The following is a 16200-nucleotide window of genomic DNA, read 5'->3' as shown; positions in this document are numbered from 1 at the left end:
CCTTAGCGGTGCCTCGCTGTGCTGGAGCCCAAGGCAAGCATTCCGACCCGTCGGGCCTGAACGTGGGTACGCAACGTGGTCTTCTCTGCCACCTGGTCAGCTGGGCGATAGGAAGCAGAGAGCTTGCACGGTAGCCCCAGTCAGGGGGTCAGGCGGTTCAGTCCGCGGAAGAGGAAGGCCACCTGGCGGATGAAGTCCAGGCCGAGTATGACCATGAGGATCCCGAGGCCGGCGCTGAGGCCGCAGTGCGGCGGGCAGCCGCGGCGGAAGATGCTCAGGTAGTCCGGCATAAACTCGGTCTCCATGCCCTTCTCCTCCGCCTGCTTCAGGAGGATGTCGGAGCAGTGCTCGTGCTGGGCGCCAGCGGTGATCTCCAGCCTCTTCGACAGCAGGTCGAAGCGAACGTCAAGGCGACTGCCTATCCCGGGGCAGCCCCGGCGCGCAGACTGAGCGTGGTCGTGGGCAGCTAGAGTCCGAGCGGTGAGCGAGAACCAGCACGAGGCGAAGATGGCGCGGCCCCGCATGGCAGCCGGCGCTCTTTTCTTCGACGAAGCCGATCGAGTCCTCCTCGTCGAACCGTCCTACAAGGACTACCGCGACATCCCCGGGGGCTATGTTGAGGAGGGGGAGTCGCCCCGAGGAGCTTGTGTACGCGAGGTCCAGGAGGAACTTGGCATCTCACCGCACATCGGCCGCCTCCTCGTCGTGGACTGGGCGCCGAATCCCGGAGAGGGAGACAAGATCCTCTACCTCTTCGACGGCGGCCGCCTGAGCCCGGACCAGCGCCAGCAGATCACTCTGCAAGCGGACGAGCTCCGCGGTTGCGATTTCCACCGCACCCAACAGGTGCCTGAACTCACCATCCCCCGCCTCGCGCGCCGAATCGAGGCTGGCATCCAGGCCCGAACGAACGGCCTGACCGTCTATTTGGAACATGGGAAGTCGCCGGAAACTGGCGCCTGACCACGTCTGTGATCGGTAGTCACGCACAAGGCTTCGAAGCCGTCTGGGCCGCCGCGCGGCCGTGGACTCCCGACCTGGAGGGAACCGCCGCACATGGGCAGGATCGAGTACTACAACGACCCCACCGCGCCGAAGGCGAATACGCTCATCCCCGCGAGCAATCTGCTCATCGTCGACGGCAGCGGCGCCATCCTGCTCCAGCGCCGCCGTGATACCGGCCAGTGGGCCTTGCCCGGCGGAGCCCAGGACATCGGCGAAACCGCGGCCCAGTGCGCCGTACGCGAGTGCCTGGAAGAGACGGGCATCGTTGCCGAGATCACCGGCTTCCTCGGCGTCTACACCAACCCGAACCACATCGTCGCCTACACCGACGGCGAGATCCGTCAGCAGTACGAGAACACCTACACCGGCCGACCGGTGGGAGGCGCACCCACGATCAACGACGAGGCTGACGGCGTCCGTTTCATCCAGCCCGCCGACCTCGACCAGTACGACATCCATGCCAGCATGCGCCAGCAGATCGGCGACTACCTCGCCGGCACCTACCCCTACCTTGGCTGAGTCGCCGGCACCGCATCCACCATGTCTCAGAAGCTGCCCTTAATTCGATCGAGCCTCTGGATCCTCTAGTCGGGGCTAAGCCGCGCCAGGAATGATGGGCGGGTCGCGTGCCAGGTCGGTGCGCCGTTCGTTACACAGATCAATCGAAGCGCACGCAGGGCGCGTTCAGGTGTCGCTCGTCGCTTCAGGCAGGGGAGGGCAAGTATGAGCGACCGCAGCGCCATCGAGTGGACCGAAGCCACGTGGAACCCCACGACGGGATGCGATCGCATCACGCCCGGATGCGACAACTGCTACGCGTTGACGTTATCTCGGCGGCTGAAGTCCATGGGCGCGGCCAAGTACCAGAGCGACGGAGACCCGCGCACTTCGGGCCCCGGTTTCGGACTCACCCTCCATCCGGACGCCCTCGAGGTGCCGCTGCAGTGGAAGTCTCCGCGGATGGTCTTCGTGAACTCGATGAGCGACCTGTTTCACGCGCGCGTCCCTCTGGACTTCGTAAGGCAGGTGTTCGAGGTCATCGCGGAGACGCCTCAGCACACGTATCAGTTGCTGACGAAGCGGGCCCTCCGGCTGCGCCGGTTGGCCGACCAGCTCGACTGGCCGACCAACCTGTGGATGGGGGTATCAGTGGAGAGCGCGGACCAGCTCGACCGCGTTGACGACCTCCGAGCCGTGCCTGCTGCCGTTCGGTTCCTGTCCTGTGAACCGCTTTTGGGCTCCCTGGGGGGCCTAGACCTCGACGGGATCGGCTGGGTGATCGCCGGAGGCGAGTCCGGCCCGAATCACCGGTCCATCGAGGAGGACTGGGTCATCGAGATCCGCGACCTGTGCAAGGCGGCCGGCGTGCCCTTCTTCTTCAAGCAATGGGGAGGGCGGACCCCGAAGGCGGGCGGTCGGGAACTCGAAGGGCAGATCTGGAGCGAGATGCCCGACCGGATTCCCGCTTGCGCTTCGTAAGTAGCGATAACCAGCCATTGACGTCCGAGCTGATGACGCAGCCCAGCACCCTGTGTGATCCTCTGCCCTGATTCGCGTAATCATCCGGGCATCAGGGGGGAGCAGAAGTGGCGGTGCCCAAGGACGTGGTGTGGGACAGGGATCCGCATACGGGTGCGAAGCACGACCTCTTGCGGAAGTACTTACAGCCCTGGGCTCCTATCCTGCTGTCGCGCTTCGACAGCATCACGTATGCGGAAGGCTTCTCTGGCCCAGGTGTTTACACGAAGGGCGAGCCCGGCTCGCCGGTCGTGGCTTTCGATATCTTCGCCGAGGCACTCCTGCATCGGCCCAAGCAGATCCGCATGGTGCTCGTCGAGGACGATAAGCGGCGGGAAGCCGAGCTGCAAAGCCAGGTCGGCAAGGCACGTGCTCGGCAGCCGGCGGAGGTCAATCGGCGTCTCCATGTGAGTACGCATGTAGGGGAGTGCCACCCCGTCCTGCTTGAGCAGCTTCACGCGCAGGGTTGCCTGGGCAGCCCGCTCTTCGTACTTCTCGATAGTTACGGCGGACCCGACATCCCGTTCAGTCTCCTGCAGGAACTGGGCAAGCACCGCAGCACCGAGGTGATGGTCACCTTCGCACCGTCCTTCCTCACCCGCTTCGCCGAGCGGGACGAGAGGCACAGGAGCGCCGGTGACGCGGCCTTCGGTGGCACCCAATGGCATGGAGTGTTCGAACAGCCGCCGAGCCAGAAGTTCGCCTTCCTTCGCGATCAGTACCGCGACACCCTCCGGAGGGCGGGCTTCTCGCACACCCTGGCCTTCGAAATGGTCGACGAGAAGAGCCACGTCCTCTACCTGATCTTCGGCACCCGGCACGAGCTGGGCCTGGAGAAGATGAAGGAGGCGATGTGGAGTGTCGACCGCGACTACGGCGTCCGCTATCGGGACCCGAAGGACACCCAGCAACAGCAACTCGCGCTCGAGCTGGCGCCGAATACCGAGCCGCTGCGCCGGATTCTGCTGGAGCACGTCGGGAAGTCACCCGAGGGCATGACCGTCGCCGAGCTCAAGACGTACACGTTGCTGGAAACGGTCTACAAGCCGGGCCAGGTGACCAACTTGATCCGGCGGATGCGAGACGCGTCCGCCGTCACGACGAACCCGCACCGGGTGACAGCCGACACGCTGGTCCTTCCGTACGTTCGGCCACCTGAGAAACCTGCTGCCCCTGACCAGGGAGTGCTGTTCTGACGGGACCGTCAGGGAGGCTGGCTGACTGCTGACATCATCGGGCGAGACGCGCCGCGACCCTGGTATCGGGGACCAGTACATACGGGTCAGCGGTGGTGGACCTGGCCCGAGATGCGTGAGCGATGCGTGAGCGGACGGGCTCGGACGGAAGGGGTCCGAGCCCGTCGGGGCTCACTCAGCTGGACGGCGAGGGGTCGCTGACCAGGCACTTAGGGACGGGTCTGGGTCAGGGTTGATCGTCCTGGACGATCTCCTCGGGACTCATAATCCGTCGGCCGTGGGTTCGAGTCCCACCCGCCCCACCGCAAGCCGCAGGTGCAGAAACGATTGCACCTGCGGCTTTGGTGTTTTCCGGGGCGGCTGGGCCCGGTGTGCCGCGTGGGCTCGGAACGCCGGGGGCCGCGGATATGGCGATCGTCACGCAGGGTTCCGGGGTCCTGGCCCGGAGTGTCGGGGGCCGCGGGCGGAGGGGTGGCCCGCCTGCGGCCCGGATGGGTCAGACGTTCTCCGTTTCGTCCGTGAGGTGGCGCAGTACGTCCCTCAGGTCCTGGCGGCGGGCGTACGCCGCGCGCTGGCGGTGGGCGCCCGAGCCGTCGCGGAGCAGGCGCCCCAGGGTTTCCGCCGCGTGGTCCAGCTCGCCGCAGGCGGCCAGCTCCGGGGCCACCAGGTCGAGCAGGGCCTCCGCCAGGTCCGCCGCCGGGAGCTCGGCCCCCGTGTACGGGTCCAGGCCGAAGCCCTCCAGTCCGTCGTGGGCCGCCCGCCAGCGCGCCAGGTACAGGACGTCGTCCCGTACGACCGGCTCGGGGCGCCCCTGCGCGATGTCCCCGAGGACGCTGGCCACCAGGGCGCGGACCAGTTCCGCCTGGAGGATGGCCGTGTCGATGTCCGAGGACATGTCGGGCGCCCGGATCTCCAGCGTCGGCCAGTGCCCGGACGGGCGGAGGTCCCAATAGACCATCTTGGTGTCCAGGGCCGCCCCGGAGCCGAGCAGGGTCTGCACCGAGCGCCGGAAATGGGCCGTGGACGTGAAGTGCGGGGGCAGGCCCGCCGAGGGCCAGCCCGACCAGGCCATCGCGCGCCAGCTGGCGTGGGCCGTGTCACGGCCGCCCCAGAACGGCGAGTTGGCGGCCAGGGCGATCAGGGTGGGCAGCCACGGTCTGACCCGGTTGGACACGGCGACGGCCGTGTCCACGTCGAAGGTGCCGATGTGGATGTGGCGGCCGCAGCTGACCAGGGTGTCGGTGAGCGCGCCGAAGCGGCGGTGCTGCTCGCGCTGGCGCGGCTCGTCGTCCGTCAGGTGCAGCGGAGCCTCGACGGCCATGACCGGCGAGGGCGCGGCCAGCAGCCGGCAGCCGTGGGCGCGGGCCGCCCGGGCGAGGGTGCGCCGCAGCGCCGCCAACTCCTCGCGCAGCTTCGGGGCCGAGTCGGCGACCGGGGTGGAGATTTCCACCTGGTAGCGGGTGCCCTCCGCATGGACCTCGTGAGGGAGGCCCGCGGCGGTTTCGAGGACACGGGGGGCGGCCGGGACCACCCGGAAGGTGCGGGCGTCGACGAGCAGGAACTCCTCTTCGACCCCGACCGTCAGGGGCGCGTGGACGCCGTTGTCCGCGCTGACGGTGGTGCCCGTGGTGTCGGTGCCCGTGGTGTCTGTGCCCGTGCTATCGGTGCTCGTGGTGCTGTTGCCAGGTTCGATCACTACGCCTCCCTGGACATACGAGTCGTTTCATCATGAGCCGACGCCAGGCGGCGAGCGCGCGTCGATTCAGTCAAATGTCCTGCAGCGATGGCGAGTTACCGGCAAGGATCCGCGCGGCCTGCAACCGCGGATCCGCGTGGGGCGACTGTTGCGGATGCGTGAAGGGCGGCGCTCCGGCCCCGCGGCCGCGGGCGGCCGCCGGTTACCATCCGCTGTGACCGGTACGAGCGCACCCACACCCACGCCCGCCCCCGGGCCCGCGCCCCCGGGGCGCTCCCCACGGATATTCGCCGACCTCACCCCGCTGCGCACCTCGCCCGACTACCGGCGGCTGTGGGTCGGCGGCACCGTCTCCTGGACGGGCCAGGCGATGACCGCCCTCGCGATCTCGCTCCAGGTCTACGACATCACCGGCTCCAGCTTCGCCGTCGGCCTCGTCGGGCTCTTCTCGTTCGTCCCGCTCGTCGTCTTCGGGCTGTACGGCGGCGCCATCGCCGACACCATGGACCGGCGCAAGCTCGGCCTGTACAGCTCCGCGGGCATGACCGCCCTGTCGGTGCTGCTGGCGGGCGCCGCGCTGCTCGGCCACCACCGGGTCTGGCTGCTGTACGCGATCGTCGCGCTGCAGGCGGTCTGCGGCGCCCTCAGCGGGCCCGCCCGGTCCGCGATGATCCCCCGGCTGCTGCCGGCCGGGCAGCTGCCCGCCGCCAACGCGCTGAACTCGGTGACGATGACCTCCGGGGCCATGCTCGGCCCGGTCCTCGGCGGGCTCGTCGTCGGACGCTGGGGCTACGAGGCCGCGTACCTGATCGACGCCGTCGCCTTCACCGCCGCGCTCTACGCGATGTGGCGGCTGCCGGCGATGCTGCCCGACCGGGAGGGCGGCAAGCGCGGCAGGGCGTCCGTCCTCGACGGGCTGCGGTTCCTCGGGACCCGGCCCAACATCCGGATGACCTTCTTCTCCGACCTGGCCGCGATGGTCCTGGCCCAACCCAAGGCGCTGTTCCCGGCCGTCGCCGTGCTCTGGTACGGCGGCGACGCCACCACCGTCGGCCTGCTCGCGGCCGCCCCCGCCGTCGGGGCGCTGCTCGGCGGCCTGTTCTCCGGCTGGCAGGGCCGGATCCGGCGGCACGGGCTGGCGATCCTGCTGTCCGTGGCCGCGTGGGGGCTGGCCGTCGCCGTGTTCGGGCTCACCCGGAACCTGTGGCTCGGCCTGTTCTTCCTGGCCCTGGCCGGCTGCGCGGACACCGTCTCCATGGTGTTCCGCTCCACGATGATGCAGGCCGCCACCCCGGACGAGATGCGCGGCCGCCTTCAGGGTGTCTTCATCGTGGTCGTCGCGGGCGGGCCGCGGCTCGGCGACTTCCTCGCCGGGACCGTCGCCGACCTCGCCTCCCCGACGGTGGCGATCACCGGCGGCGGCCTCGCCTGCGCCCTGGTCCTGGCGCTGCTCGCCGCCCGCTGGCGCGGCTTCGCCCGCTACGACGCCCGCTCGCCCCAGCCGTAGCCGCACAGCCGTGGCCGCGGCGGGTCAGGCGGGGCCGACGATGCCGCGGGCGACGCCCAGGGACACGAGGTCCTGGGGGCGGATGCGGAGCTGGTCCGCGGTGGCCGGGGCCTCGGACGGGGGCCGTTTGAGGATGGCGGCGGCCAGCTCGGGGGCGATGACGGAGAAGTAGCTGTCCGGGGTGGCCCAGGTGTTGCCCGGGGCCGCCAGTGCCAGGGCCCCGCCCGAGCCGCCCTCGCCGATGAGGAGGGTGGTGACCGGGACCGTGGCCGCCGCGACCGCCGCGAAGGTGTCGGCGATGGCCGCGCCGGCCCCCGCCCGCTCGGCCGCGGCGTCGTTGGCCGCGCCGGGGGTGTCCACCAGGGTCAGGACGGGGATGCCGAGCCGGTCCGCGAGGCGGATCACGCGGGCGGCCGTGCGGTATCCCGCCGGGCGGGTCGCCGTGCCGCACTGGGCGGCGTACGCGACGGCCCGGCCCCCGCGCAGCCCGAAGCCGCACAGCATTCCGGGGTCGGTGCCGCCGGCCCGGTCCCCGGACAGGGGCAGGCGCAGCGTGAAGTACGCGTCCAGGTAGGCCTCGGCGTGCGGCCGGCCGGGGTGCCGGGCCTGCCGTACGGCGTCCCGGCCGTCGGCCGGGGGTGCCACGTCGGCCAGGGCGGCGGGGGGTTCGACGGGCCCGGCCGGGCGGGGCGCGGCCAGGACCCGGAGCCAGTCGGCCAGGAGGCCGGGCAGCCGGGCGGGTTCCACCACCGCGTCCACGTGCCCGGAGGCGTACTGGCTCTCCGCGGTGTAGGCCTCCGGGTCGGCGTCCGCGGGCCGCACCCGGGACCCGGCGAAGCCGACCTGGGCGCCCGGGAGGGCGAGGACGACGTCCGCTCCGGCGCCGAGGGTGGCCCAGCCGCCGCCGGTGGTGGGATCGCGCAGGACGGCGATCTGGGGGAGCCCGGCGGCCCGGGTCAGGACGGACTGGCGGGCCACCCGCTGGAGTTGGGCCAGTGCGAGCATGCCTTCCTGCATCCGGGAGCCGCCGGTGGCGATCAGGGACACCAGCGGAAGGCGGTGCTCGCGGGCGTGGGTGTACGCCGCTTCGAGCAGGTCGCCGGTGCGTTCGCCGAGGGAGCCGCCGAGGAAGCCGAACTCGAAGGAGGCCAGGGCCGCTCGCCGGCCGCCGACGAGGGCGGTCCCGACGACCACGGATTCCTCCTCGCCGGTCCGTTCGGCGGCGCGGGCCCGGGAGGCGTCGTAGCCGGTCCAGGCCAGCGGGCCGTCGGTGGCCGACTCCCGTGGGGGAACGGGCAGTTCGGCGAAGGTTCCGGGGTCGGTCACGGAGGCGATGGCCGCGCGGGCCGAGAGGCGGGTCGTCACGGGGCCACCCTAGCCAGGGGGTTACGGCAGGGGGAGGGCGATTTTCACGGCGTACGCGGCGACGAGGCCGTAGCCGAGGCGGAAGGTCCAGACGCGGACCCGGGCGGGCACCTTGCGTCCGGCGAGGGACCCGACGGCGACGAGGGTCTGCTGCCAGAGGAGAGAGGCGGCGGCGACCCCGGTGAGGAACGCGGTGGCGGAGGCGGCGGTGTGCAGGGTGGCGGCCTGGGCGGTGGTGAGGGCGGCGAAGTAGAGGGCGGTGGTGGGGTTCACGGCGGTGAGGCCGACGTAGCGGGCGAAGGCCCTGGCGCGGCCACCGCGATGCCTGGTGCCGCGACCGGCCGCGGGCCCGGGATCCGGGGCCGTGGGATGCGGGGCCGTGGGGTCGGGTGCCGCGGGACCCGGCTCCCGCGCGGCACCCCGGAGGCCGTGCGCGGCGATGGCCAGCAGGATCGCCGCCGCGGCCAGCCGGATCCAGGCCTCGACCGGGGCCACGTGGGAGGCCACCCAGGGTCCGAGCGCGGTGGCCAGGGCCGCGTAGCCGAGGTCCACGGCCGCGATGCCCGCCGCCGCGGCCACGGCCGTGCGGCGGTCGCGCATCGCCTCCTGGAGCAGCAGCACGCTCATCGCGCCCATCGGCATCGCCACGCCGAGCCCGGCGACCGTGCCCGCCAGGGCGGGAGTCAGTAGTTCCGTCATGCCCGGCAGGGTGCGGTGCGCGGCGGCGGCCGCGGCAGCGATTATCGGCCCCCGCTGCGAGAATCGCGGTATGGACCGCTTGGACAGGGAAATCCTCGGCATCCTGCAGCAGGATGCGCGGATCTCGTACCGGGACCTCGGCGTCCGCGTCGGGCTCAGCGCCAACGCCGCAGCCGACCGCGTCCGGCGGATGCGGCGCGACGGGGTGATCCGGGGGTTCACGGTCATCGTGGATCCGGCCGCCGACACCCGGGGCGGGCTCGTCGTCTTCATCGACCTCACGCTCCGCCAGGACACCACCAACGAGGAGTTCGAGCAGCGCGTCGCCGGGCTGCCGGGGATCACCGAGGTGGTGCACGTGACGGGGGAGTACGACTACCTCGTACGGGCCCGGGCCGCCGATCCGGCCGCGCTGGACACCCTGCTGCGCCGCCTCAAACGGGAGGCCGGGGTGGCGCAGTCCAGCACCCGGCTCGCACTGCGGGCGGCACAGCGGCCGCCGTCCGGCCCGAACACCGCCTGACCCCGCCCCTGCACAGCCCGATCCCCCGGGCCTATACGGCCGATTCCCAGGTCACCGTCGTCCCCCGCGGGCCGGCGGGCGTGCGGCCGTCGTCCGTCACCGTCAGCCGGATCCGTTCCGCGTCCGCGTCCACCTCCACCGCGATGGAGGTGACCTCGCGCCGCCGATGGGCCGCGGCCAGCGCCCCGCGCAGCGCCGACAGCAGGCCCTTCGCCACCGGCTCGGCGGCCAGGGTCTCCACCGCGCCCGTGAAGTGCACCGACGGGGCGAAGCCGAGCAGGACCGCCGCGCCGTGCACCTCGCGCAGCACCCGGCCGCGGAACGTCGGCGGTACGTCGGCCGGCGGCTGCTGGAGGGCGAAGATGGCGGTGCGGACCTCCTGGATCGTGGAGTCCAGTTCGTCCACGGCCCGGCCGAGATCCTCGCCGACCGTGTCCCGGGCCGTGCCCCCTGCCGTGTCGCCGGCCGCCTTGTCCCCGGCCGCCGCCGCGGCCGCGGACCGCTTCCTCGTGCTCTCCAGCATCATCTCCGTCGCGAACAGCCGCTGGACGACCAGGTCGTGCAGGTCCCGGGCGATCCGGTCGCGGTCCTCGTAGACGGCCAGCCGCTCCCGGTCGTGCCGGGCGTCCGCCAGGACGAGGGCCAGCGCGGCCTGGGACGCGAACTGCGAGGCCAGCAGCCGGTCCACGGCGTCGTACGGTTTTCCGCCGCGGGCCCGGGGCAGGGCGAGGGTGCCGATCAGCTGTCCGCCGCTCTGCAGCGGGAGCATCATGCTCGGGCCGAAGCGCTTGCGGACGCGGGTGGTCATGCGCGGGTCGGTCGCGCAGTCCTCGACGAAGACCGGCTCCCCGCCCAGGAGCTGTTCCAGGACCGGGGATCCGGGGGCGATGGTCGTGCCGACCAGGTCGCCGGGGTCGCCCTGCGCGGAGGCGGAGACGATCTCCATGCCGCCTTCGGGGGTGGGCTGGAGGATCACCCCGGCCGCGGCGTCCGCCAGCAGCCGGGCCCGTTCGGCCACGCATTTCAGGGCGTCGGCGGCCGGGCGGCCGGCCAGCAGGGCCGTGGTGACGGCGGCGGCGCCCTCGATCCAGCGCTCGCGGCGGCGCGCGGTCTCGTACCGCCGGGCGTTGCCGATGGCGGTGCCCGCCCGGGAGGCGAGGACCTGGAGGAGGGCGAGGTCCTCGTCCCGGAAGGGGCCGCCGCCGCGTTTCCCGGCGAGGCAGAGGTTGCCGATGACCTCGTCGTGGACGCGTATCGGGACGCCGAGGGTGCCGCCCCGGCCGTCGGCCGGGCGGGGTGTTGCGGCCCGTTCCGCCTCGGTCGTTCCGGCCGTGTAGAGCTCGGTCGGCCGGGAGCGCTCGGGGTCGACCACCCCGAGCGCTCCGTACCGGGCTGCGCACAGCTCGGTGGCCGAGTCCACGATGTGCTGGAGGGTGGCCTGCTGGTCCAGTTCCGACCCGATGCCGAGGACCGCTTCCAGCAGCACGGCGAGGCCTGCCCCCCGGTCGGGGGTGGCGGGCTCCGGGTCGGGGGCGGCGGGCTCCGGGTCCGGAGTCATCCGGTCAGCGGGTTGAGGACCATCGGGGCGACCTTCCCTTCGAGCATCGCGCCGAGGCCGAGCACGGCGCACACGTCCGGCCTCTCCGCGATGGCTACGGGCATGCCGGTGGCGTCGCGCAGCATCTGGTCCAGGCCCGGCAGCAGGGCGCTGCCTCCCACCATCATGATCCCCCGGTCCGTCAGGTCGGCGACCAGGTCCGGCGGGCAGTCGCGCAGCACCTTGCCGATGCCGTCGAGGACGGCGGTCAGCGGGGTGTGGATGGCGTCGCGGACGGCCGCGGTGTCGACGTGGACGGAGCGGGCCAGGCCGGTGGCCACGTCGCGGCCGTGGATCAGGGTGGAGGCGGGGCCCTCGTCGGTGATGCCGTTGCCGTGCAGAGCCAGCTGCAGGGGGCGGACGGCCTGGCTGGGCAGCATCAGCTCGTGGGCGTGGCGCAGGTGCTGGACGACGGCGTGGTCGATGGCCTCGCCGCCGACGGGGATCCGCTGGGCGGTGACGATCGAGCCGAGGGAGAGGACGGCGACCTGGGTGGCGGCGGCCCCGCACACCATGATCATCGTCGCGGTCGGCTGCTCCACGGGCAGGCCGCAGCCGACGGCCGCCGCGATCAGGGTGTCGACGAGTTCGACGCGGCGGGCACCGAGGCCGACCATCGTCTCCACAGCGGCCCGCTGGGCGAGTGGGTCGGCGTCGTGCGGGGTACAGGCGGCGGCGCGCAGCCGGGGCTTGCGGCGCAGGGCGCGGCGCAGCTTCTCGCCGAGCAGGTGACGCAGCATCCGCTGGGCCATGTCGATGTCGACGACGGTGCCGCCGGAGACGGGGCGGACGACCCGGATGTAGTCGGGTGTGCGGCCGGTCATCCGCTCGGCGAAGCTCCCGACGGCGATGAGCGCGCCGGTGCGGGTGTTGACGGCGGCCGCGCTGGGTTCGTCGACGACGAGGCCGGCGCCCTTGACGTAGACGCGGGTCCTGGCTGCCCCGAGGTCGACGGCGACGTGGCAGCGGCGCAACTGCTCAAGACTGACGGTCACGGCAGGTCCTCCCGAGAGCGCTGGTGCTGGAAGACCGGCGGATTGCCGGTTGCATTTCATATCTTCTCGGGCGAATGGGGCATGGCGCCCGTTGGGATGCTCCAGCCGGGGTGCGCCACACGGGGCGGGAGGTGCTGCACGGGGGTGGATTTCCGTACCGACAGGCAGCACCATGCCCGCACCGTCCGCGCTACTCGCGCGTAACAAGGTAAAGGGGACCAGATGCTGACGCCCCGCCAGAATCCGACGGCGCTCCTGACGCTCCGTGCGGCGCTCTGCGCCGTCTTCTGCGCCGCGTTCTGCGCCGCGTTCGGCACGGTGCTCCTCGGGCCGCTGCCGGCCGCCCGTGCCGCGGCCCGCGCCGCCGCCGCGCCGGCGGTTCCCGCGCACCGCCCGGTGGTCCTCGTCCACGGCTACAACGCCGACCCCGGCGTCTGGGGTTCCCTGCGCGCGGACCTGCGCGCCGCCGGATACACCGACGCGGAGCTCTTCTCCTGGGGCTACGACACGCACCGGTCCGTCAACGAGGTCCTGGCCGGACAGCTCGGCGCGTACGTCGACCAGGTCCGCCGGCAGACCGGCGCCGAGCGGGTGGACGTCGTCTCGCACTCGTTCGGATCGCTCGTCAGCCGCTGGTACGTCACATACGGCGGCGGCACCGCGACCGTCGACCGCTGGGTCTCGCTCGCCGGCCCCAACCACGGCACCTCCACCGCCTGGGCCTGCGCCCTGTGGCACCAGGCGTGCCGGGACATGACGCCGAACTCGTACGTGGTGCGGAACCTGAACTCCGGGGACGAGACCCCGGGCGCGGTGCGGTACGCGACCTTCCGCTCGGACTGCGACGAGGTCGTCAACCCGGACAGCAGCGTCCCCCTGGCCGGGGCGGTGAACACGGCGGTCGGCTGCCTCGGCCACAACGACCTGCTGGGCGACGACGCCACCTCGGCCGGGGTGCGCGCCTTCCTCGCCGGGTGACCGTCCGCGGCGCCACGGGTTCCGGTCAGCGGGCGTCGAGCTCGGCGCCGTCCACGGAGACCCGCTGGAGCAGGCCGTACGTGAACTCCGCCACGCAGGGCCGCCCCTGCGCGGTGAAGGCGAGCCGCCACCGGGTCGGCGCGGTGCCCTCCATCGGCCGCACCGGCGCGAAGGCCCGCGCCACCTCGTCCACCGTCGCCGACCAGGGCCGCAGGTCCTCCGGCGCGCGCAGGGCGGGACCGGGCGCGCCCGGTGCGCGCACCAGCCACTCGTTCCACACGGCCCCGTCCGGCGCGGCCAGCACCTCGAAGCGCAGGTCGGGCCAGAGCGGCAGGGGCCACAGCAGGGCCTCGCACTCCAGGTCGCCGATGGTCCGCCGGGCCGTGGACTCCGGCGGGCCGAGCACCGACCGGTAGCGCGCCAGGGCCCCGCGGGAGCGGGGCGAGCGGACCATCGCCTGCCAGCGCCGGTTCGCCTCCCGCTGCTCGGCGAGGGAGGCGCCGAGGCGCCGCCGGGCCTCCTCGGCGAGCTCCGGCCGGAAGTCGGCCATCCGCCGCAGCAGCACCAATTGGAACGCGTTCCGGCCGAAAGTCACAGGTCCCTGCGGTGGAGTGGACGGCGGGACCGGAGGCGTCGGAGGCGGGGGCGGCGGCGTCATGCGGACCACGATTCCACACAGGACCTTTACGAACCCGCGATGCGAATGTGGCCTGAAACCACGTAGCGTCACATCCGCCATGGACTACTGCCACGCCTGCCGGAGGCACCTCAACGGCGCATTGGCGTGCGCCGGGTGCGGAACCCCGGCCGAGTACCTGCCCCCCGCCGTGCCGGGCGCCCCCGCCGCGCCCGCCGCCCCATACGGCTCCGCCGAGGTGCCGTACGGGCCTCCCGTGGCCCCCGGAGCGCCCCGGGCGGAGGCCGCCGACCCCTTCGCGGACTCCCTCGTCGTGCTGTCCGGCGACACCGCCGAGCGGCGGCCCGGCGCCCGCGCCCGGGCCGCGAACCGCCGGCGCCGGCGGACCTTCGTCACCGTCGGGCTCGGCCTCGCGGTCGCCGTCGGCGGGTCGGTGGGCCTGGCGCAGCTGATGGCGGACGGTGACCACACCGACCGGGCGGCGAACGTCATGCTGACCGACGACGGTCCGCAGGAGCCGGCCCCGCTGCCCAGCCGTACCGGCGGGCCCAGCGCTCCGGCCCCGCTGAAGCCGGTCAAGGCCACCGCCGCGGCGAAGGCCGCCGCGAACGCCGCGCAGCCGGCCCGGTCCGGGGACTCCGCCGGGGGCGGTACGCAGCCGGGGCCGGGGGCGTCGGCCTCCGCCTCGGGGAAGTCCGGATCGCAGCAGGGTTCCGGGAAGGGGCCGTCCGTAAAGCCCGGACAGTCGGGGCAGCCCTCGCCGAGCGCCTCGGGCACGGGGTCGCCGCAGCCTGTTCCGCCGCTGCCGAGCCCGTCGCCGACGAAGCCGCCGAAGACCTGTTGGTGGATCTTCTGCTGAACCGGCGGTTCGGCCGGTTCGGCCGGTTCGACCGGTTCGGTTGCTGAGCCGCCGGCTCAGCCCAGCATCCGCTTGAGCAGGTCGCGCAGGACCGCCCGCTCGGCCGTGGACAGCCCGGCCAGCGGCTCGCGCGCGAAGTCCAGGGACTCGCGCAGCCGGTCGGCCGTCTGCAGGCCCTCCTCGGTGGGCGCGGCCAGCTTCACGCGCCGGTCGGCCGGGTCCGGCCGGCGCTCGACCAGGCCGCGCGACTCCAGCCGGTCCACTATTCCGGTGATGTTGGACGGCTCGCACTTCAGCTTCTGCGCGATGCGGCGCATCGGTATCGGTTCGAGCGACAGCAGGTTCAGCACGCGCGCCTGCGCGCCGGTCAGCCGGTGGCTGGCGGCGGCCTGCTCGTACTCCTCGTGGTAGCGGGCCACGACGGTGCCGATGAGCTCGACGACCTCGACGGTCAGGGGATCCACACGACGACTGGGCATGGATCCAGCGTACCCATTTGCTTGACAACCTGAAATATCCAGGCGCATGGTTGTTTCACGTCCTGAAGTATTTCGCGATCTGGAGTGCGCCATGTCCGAGACCCCTGCGATCCCCGCCGTCAGCCGTGAGTGGCACCTCGTCCGCCGTCCCCAGGGCTGGCCGGTGGCCGAGGACTTCGCCCTGCGCGAGGTACCGGTCGCCGCCCCGGCCCCCGGCCGGATCCTGGTGCGCAACCTCCACATGTCCGTGGACCCGTACATGCGCGGCCGGATGAACGACGTGAAGTCCTACATCCCGCCCTTCCAGCTGGACCGGCCGATGGAGGGCGGCGCGGTCGGCGAGGTCGTCGCCTCGGCCGCCGAGGGCTTCGAGGTCGGCGACCACGTCCTGCACGGCCTGGGCTGGCGCGAGTACGCGGACGTGGACGCGGCGCACGCCACCAAGGTCGACGCCTCGCTCGCCCCGCTCTCCGCCTACCTCGGTGTGCTCGGCATGCCGGGCATGACCGCCTACGCCGGCCTCTTCGCGGTGGCCTCCTTCAAGGAGGGCGACTCCGTCTTCGTCTCCGGCGCAGCGGGCGCGGTCGGCAGCCTGGTCGGCCAGTTCGCGAAGATCAAGGGCGCGTCCCGGGTCATCGGCTCGGCCGGCTCGGGCGAGAAGGTGACGCTCCTCACGGAGAAGTACGGCTTCGACACCGCCTTCAACTACAAGAACGGCCCCGTCGCCGAGCAGCTGAAGGACGCCGCCCCCGAGGGCATCGACGTCTACTTCGACAACGTCGGCGGCGACCACCTGGAGGCCGCGATCTCCTCCCTGAACGTGCACGGCCGGGCCACCCTGTGCGGGGCGATCGCCCAGTACAACGACACCGAGCCCGCCCCCGGCCCGCGCAACCTGCTCCAGGTCATCGGCAAGCGGCTGCGCCTGCAGGGCATCCTGGTCAACGACCACGCCGAACTCCAGCCCCAGTTCGTCAAGGACGTCTCCGGCTGGCTGCGCTCGGGCGAGCTCGTGGCCGACGAGACGGTCGTCGAGGGCGTGGAGAACGCGACCGAGGCCTTCCTCGGAATGCTGCGCGGCCAGAACACCGGAAAGATGATCGTTTCGTTCACCGGCTAGGCTCGGTCCCGAACCGTCGCGATCGT

General features: G+C 72.4%; 17 protein-coding genes. 9 read left to right on the top strand and 8 right to left on the bottom strand.

Translation table 11 applies throughout. The features are described 5' to 3' along the window. Positions 1–140: 140 nt before the first annotated feature. Entirely contained in the window at positions 141–524 is a 384-nt protein-coding gene (locus ACIQUT_RS06980) for an amino acid--tRNA ligase-related protein (protein WP_403560240.1), read from the bottom strand. On the opposite strand from ACIQUT_RS06980, the gene ACIQUT_RS06975 reads away from it, so the two are divergent. The 4 genes from ACIQUT_RS06975 (at position 481) to ACIQUT_RS06960 (ending at position 3719) form a co-directional block, all read left to right on the top strand. Continuing rightward, a complete protein-coding gene (locus ACIQUT_RS06975) occupies positions 481–963 on the top strand; it encodes an NUDIX domain-containing protein (protein WP_403560239.1) in 483 nt (160 codons plus the stop codon). The genes ACIQUT_RS06980 and ACIQUT_RS06975 overlap by 44 nt on opposite strands. A 93-nt stretch (positions 964–1056) precedes the next feature. Then, complete coding sequence (locus ACIQUT_RS06970) at positions 1057–1524, top strand: NUDIX hydrolase (protein ID WP_403560237.1); 468 nt, start codon at positions 1057–1059, stop codon at positions 1522–1524. Between the two features lie 204 nt (positions 1525–1728). After that, a complete protein-coding gene (locus tag ACIQUT_RS06965) occupies positions 1729–2484 on the top strand; it encodes a DUF5131 family protein (RefSeq protein ID WP_403560235.1) in 756 nt (251 codons plus the stop codon). 113 nt (positions 2485–2597) lie between these two features. Then, positions 2598–3719, top strand: a complete 1122-nt coding sequence (locus ACIQUT_RS06960; protein WP_403560233.1) for a three-Cys-motif partner protein TcmP — start codon at positions 2598–2600, stop codon at positions 3717–3719. 496 nt (positions 3720–4215) lie between these two features. Here the strand turns inward: ACIQUT_RS06960 and ACIQUT_RS06955 are convergent, their stop codons facing one another. Next, positions 4216–5415: a glutamate--cysteine ligase gene (locus ACIQUT_RS06955; RefSeq protein WP_403560231.1), complete on the bottom strand. Its 1200-nt coding sequence runs from the start codon at positions 5413–5415 to the stop codon at positions 4216–4218. A gap of 154 nt (positions 5416–5569) precedes the next feature. Between ACIQUT_RS06955 and ACIQUT_RS06950 the strand changes: the two genes are divergently transcribed. Next, positions 5570–6922: an MFS transporter gene (locus ACIQUT_RS06950; RefSeq protein WP_403560229.1), complete on the top strand. Its 1353-nt coding sequence runs from the start codon at positions 5570–5572 to the stop codon at positions 6920–6922. A gap of 24 nt (positions 6923–6946) precedes the next feature. Here the strand turns inward: ACIQUT_RS06950 and ACIQUT_RS06945 are convergent, their stop codons facing one another. Beyond that, positions 6947–8287, bottom strand: a complete 1341-nt coding sequence (locus tag ACIQUT_RS06945; protein ID WP_403560227.1) for a carboxyl transferase domain-containing protein — start codon at positions 8285–8287, stop codon at positions 6947–6949. 21 nt (positions 8288–8308) lie between these two features. Next, on the bottom strand, positions 8309–8986 hold the full coding sequence (locus tag ACIQUT_RS06940; RefSeq protein WP_403560225.1) for a LysE family transporter: 678 nt from the start codon (positions 8984–8986) through the stop codon (positions 8309–8311). A 70-nt stretch (positions 8987–9056) separates the two neighbouring features. On the opposite strand from ACIQUT_RS06940, the gene ACIQUT_RS06935 reads away from it, so the two are divergent. Next, on the top strand, positions 9057–9509 hold the full coding sequence (locus ACIQUT_RS06935; RefSeq protein WP_403560224.1) for an Lrp/AsnC family transcriptional regulator: 453 nt from the start codon (positions 9057–9059) through the stop codon (positions 9507–9509). 31 nt (positions 9510–9540) lie between these two features. Here the strand turns inward: ACIQUT_RS06935 and ACIQUT_RS06930 are convergent, their stop codons facing one another. Together ACIQUT_RS06930 and ACIQUT_RS06925 are read right to left on the bottom strand one after the other, a co-directional pair. After that, positions 9541–11067, bottom strand: a complete 1527-nt coding sequence (locus ACIQUT_RS06930; RefSeq protein ID WP_403560222.1) for a GAF domain-containing protein — start codon at positions 11065–11067, stop codon at positions 9541–9543. Beyond that, the gene (locus tag ACIQUT_RS06925) at positions 11064–12101 is read right to left on the bottom strand and encodes a rod shape-determining protein (protein WP_179172501.1); all 1038 of its coding nucleotides are present in this window, start codon (positions 12099–12101) and stop codon (positions 11064–11066) included. The genes ACIQUT_RS06930 and ACIQUT_RS06925 overlap by 4 nt, the downstream gene beginning before the upstream one ends. A 222-nt stretch (positions 12102–12323) precedes the next feature. On the opposite strand from ACIQUT_RS06925, the gene ACIQUT_RS06920 reads away from it, so the two are divergent. Next, the gene (locus tag ACIQUT_RS06920; protein ID WP_403560220.1) at positions 12324–13079 is read left to right on the top strand and encodes an esterase/lipase family protein; all 756 of its coding nucleotides are present in this window, start codon (positions 12324–12326) and stop codon (positions 13077–13079) included. Positions 13080–13104: 25 nt separating this feature from the next. On the opposite strand, the gene ACIQUT_RS06915 is transcribed toward ACIQUT_RS06920, so the two are convergent. Further along, the gene (locus ACIQUT_RS06915; protein WP_403560623.1) at positions 13105–13629 is read right to left on the bottom strand and encodes a hypothetical protein; all 525 of its coding nucleotides are present in this window, start codon (positions 13627–13629) and stop codon (positions 13105–13107) included. 187 nt (positions 13630–13816) lie between these two features. On the opposite strand from ACIQUT_RS06915, the gene ACIQUT_RS06910 reads away from it, so the two are divergent. Next, positions 13817–14575 carry a hypothetical protein gene (locus tag ACIQUT_RS06910; RefSeq protein ID WP_403560218.1) on the top strand — a complete coding sequence of 253 codons (759 nt, stop codon included), beginning with the start codon at positions 13817–13819 and terminating at the stop codon, positions 14573–14575. Between the two features lie 56 nt (positions 14576–14631). Here ACIQUT_RS06910 and ACIQUT_RS06905 read toward each other — a convergent pair whose 3' ends face one another. Next, a complete protein-coding gene (locus ACIQUT_RS06905) occupies positions 14632–15054 on the bottom strand; it encodes a MarR family winged helix-turn-helix transcriptional regulator (RefSeq protein ID WP_403560216.1) in 423 nt (140 codons plus the stop codon). 91 nt (positions 15055–15145) lie between these two features. Between ACIQUT_RS06905 and ACIQUT_RS06900 the strand changes: the two genes are divergently transcribed. Next, complete coding sequence (locus ACIQUT_RS06900; protein ID WP_403560214.1) at positions 15146–16174, top strand: NADP-dependent oxidoreductase; 1029 nt, start codon at positions 15146–15148, stop codon at positions 16172–16174. Positions 16175–16200 lie beyond the last annotated feature (26 nt).

The sequence above is a fragment of the Streptomyces sp. NPDC090445 genome (assembly GCF_044769385.1).
Lineage (GTDB): Bacteria > Actinomycetota > Actinomycetes > Streptomycetales > Streptomycetaceae > Streptomyces.
Note: the sequence above shows the minus strand (reverse complement) of the source record. Positions and strands in the feature narration are given on the sequence as shown.

Coding starts and splice junctions, on each gene's coding strand:
- ACIQUT_RS06905 (WP_403560216.1), bottom strand. CDS start 15,054: ATGCCCAGTCGTCGTGTGGATCCCCTGACCGTCGAGGTCGTCGAGCTC.
- ACIQUT_RS06910 (WP_403560218.1), top strand. CDS start 13,817: ATGGACTACTGCCACGCCTGCCGGAGGCACCTCAACGGCGCATTGGCG.
- ACIQUT_RS06935 (WP_403560224.1), top strand. CDS start 9,057: ATGGACCGCTTGGACAGGGAAATCCTCGGCATCCTGCAGCAGGATGCG.
- ACIQUT_RS06920 (WP_403560220.1), top strand. CDS start 12,324: ATGCTGACGCCCCGCCAGAATCCGACGGCGCTCCTGACGCTCCGTGCG.
- ACIQUT_RS06900 (WP_403560214.1), top strand. CDS start 15,146: ATGTCCGAGACCCCTGCGATCCCCGCCGTCAGCCGTGAGTGGCACCTC.
- ACIQUT_RS06950 (WP_403560229.1), top strand. CDS start 5,570: ATGCGTGAAGGGCGGCGCTCCGGCCCCGCGGCCGCGGGCGGCCGCCGG.
- ACIQUT_RS06940 (WP_403560225.1), bottom strand. CDS start 8,986: ATGACGGAACTACTGACTCCCGCCCTGGCGGGCACGGTCGCCGGGCTC.
- ACIQUT_RS06965 (WP_403560235.1), top strand. CDS start 1,729: ATGAGCGACCGCAGCGCCATCGAGTGGACCGAAGCCACGTGGAACCCC.
- ACIQUT_RS06980 (WP_403560240.1), bottom strand. CDS start 524: ATGCGGGGCCGCGCCATCTTCGCCTCGTGCTGGTTCTCGCTCACCGCT.
- ACIQUT_RS06970 (WP_403560237.1), top strand. CDS start 1,057: ATGGGCAGGATCGAGTACTACAACGACCCCACCGCGCCGAAGGCGAAT.
- ACIQUT_RS06930 (WP_403560222.1), bottom strand. CDS start 11,067: ATGACTCCGGACCCGGAGCCCGCCGCCCCCGACCCGGAGCCCGCCACC.
- ACIQUT_RS06915 (WP_403560623.1), bottom strand. CDS start 13,629: ATGGCCGACTTCCGGCCGGAGCTCGCCGAGGAGGCCCGGCGGCGCCTC.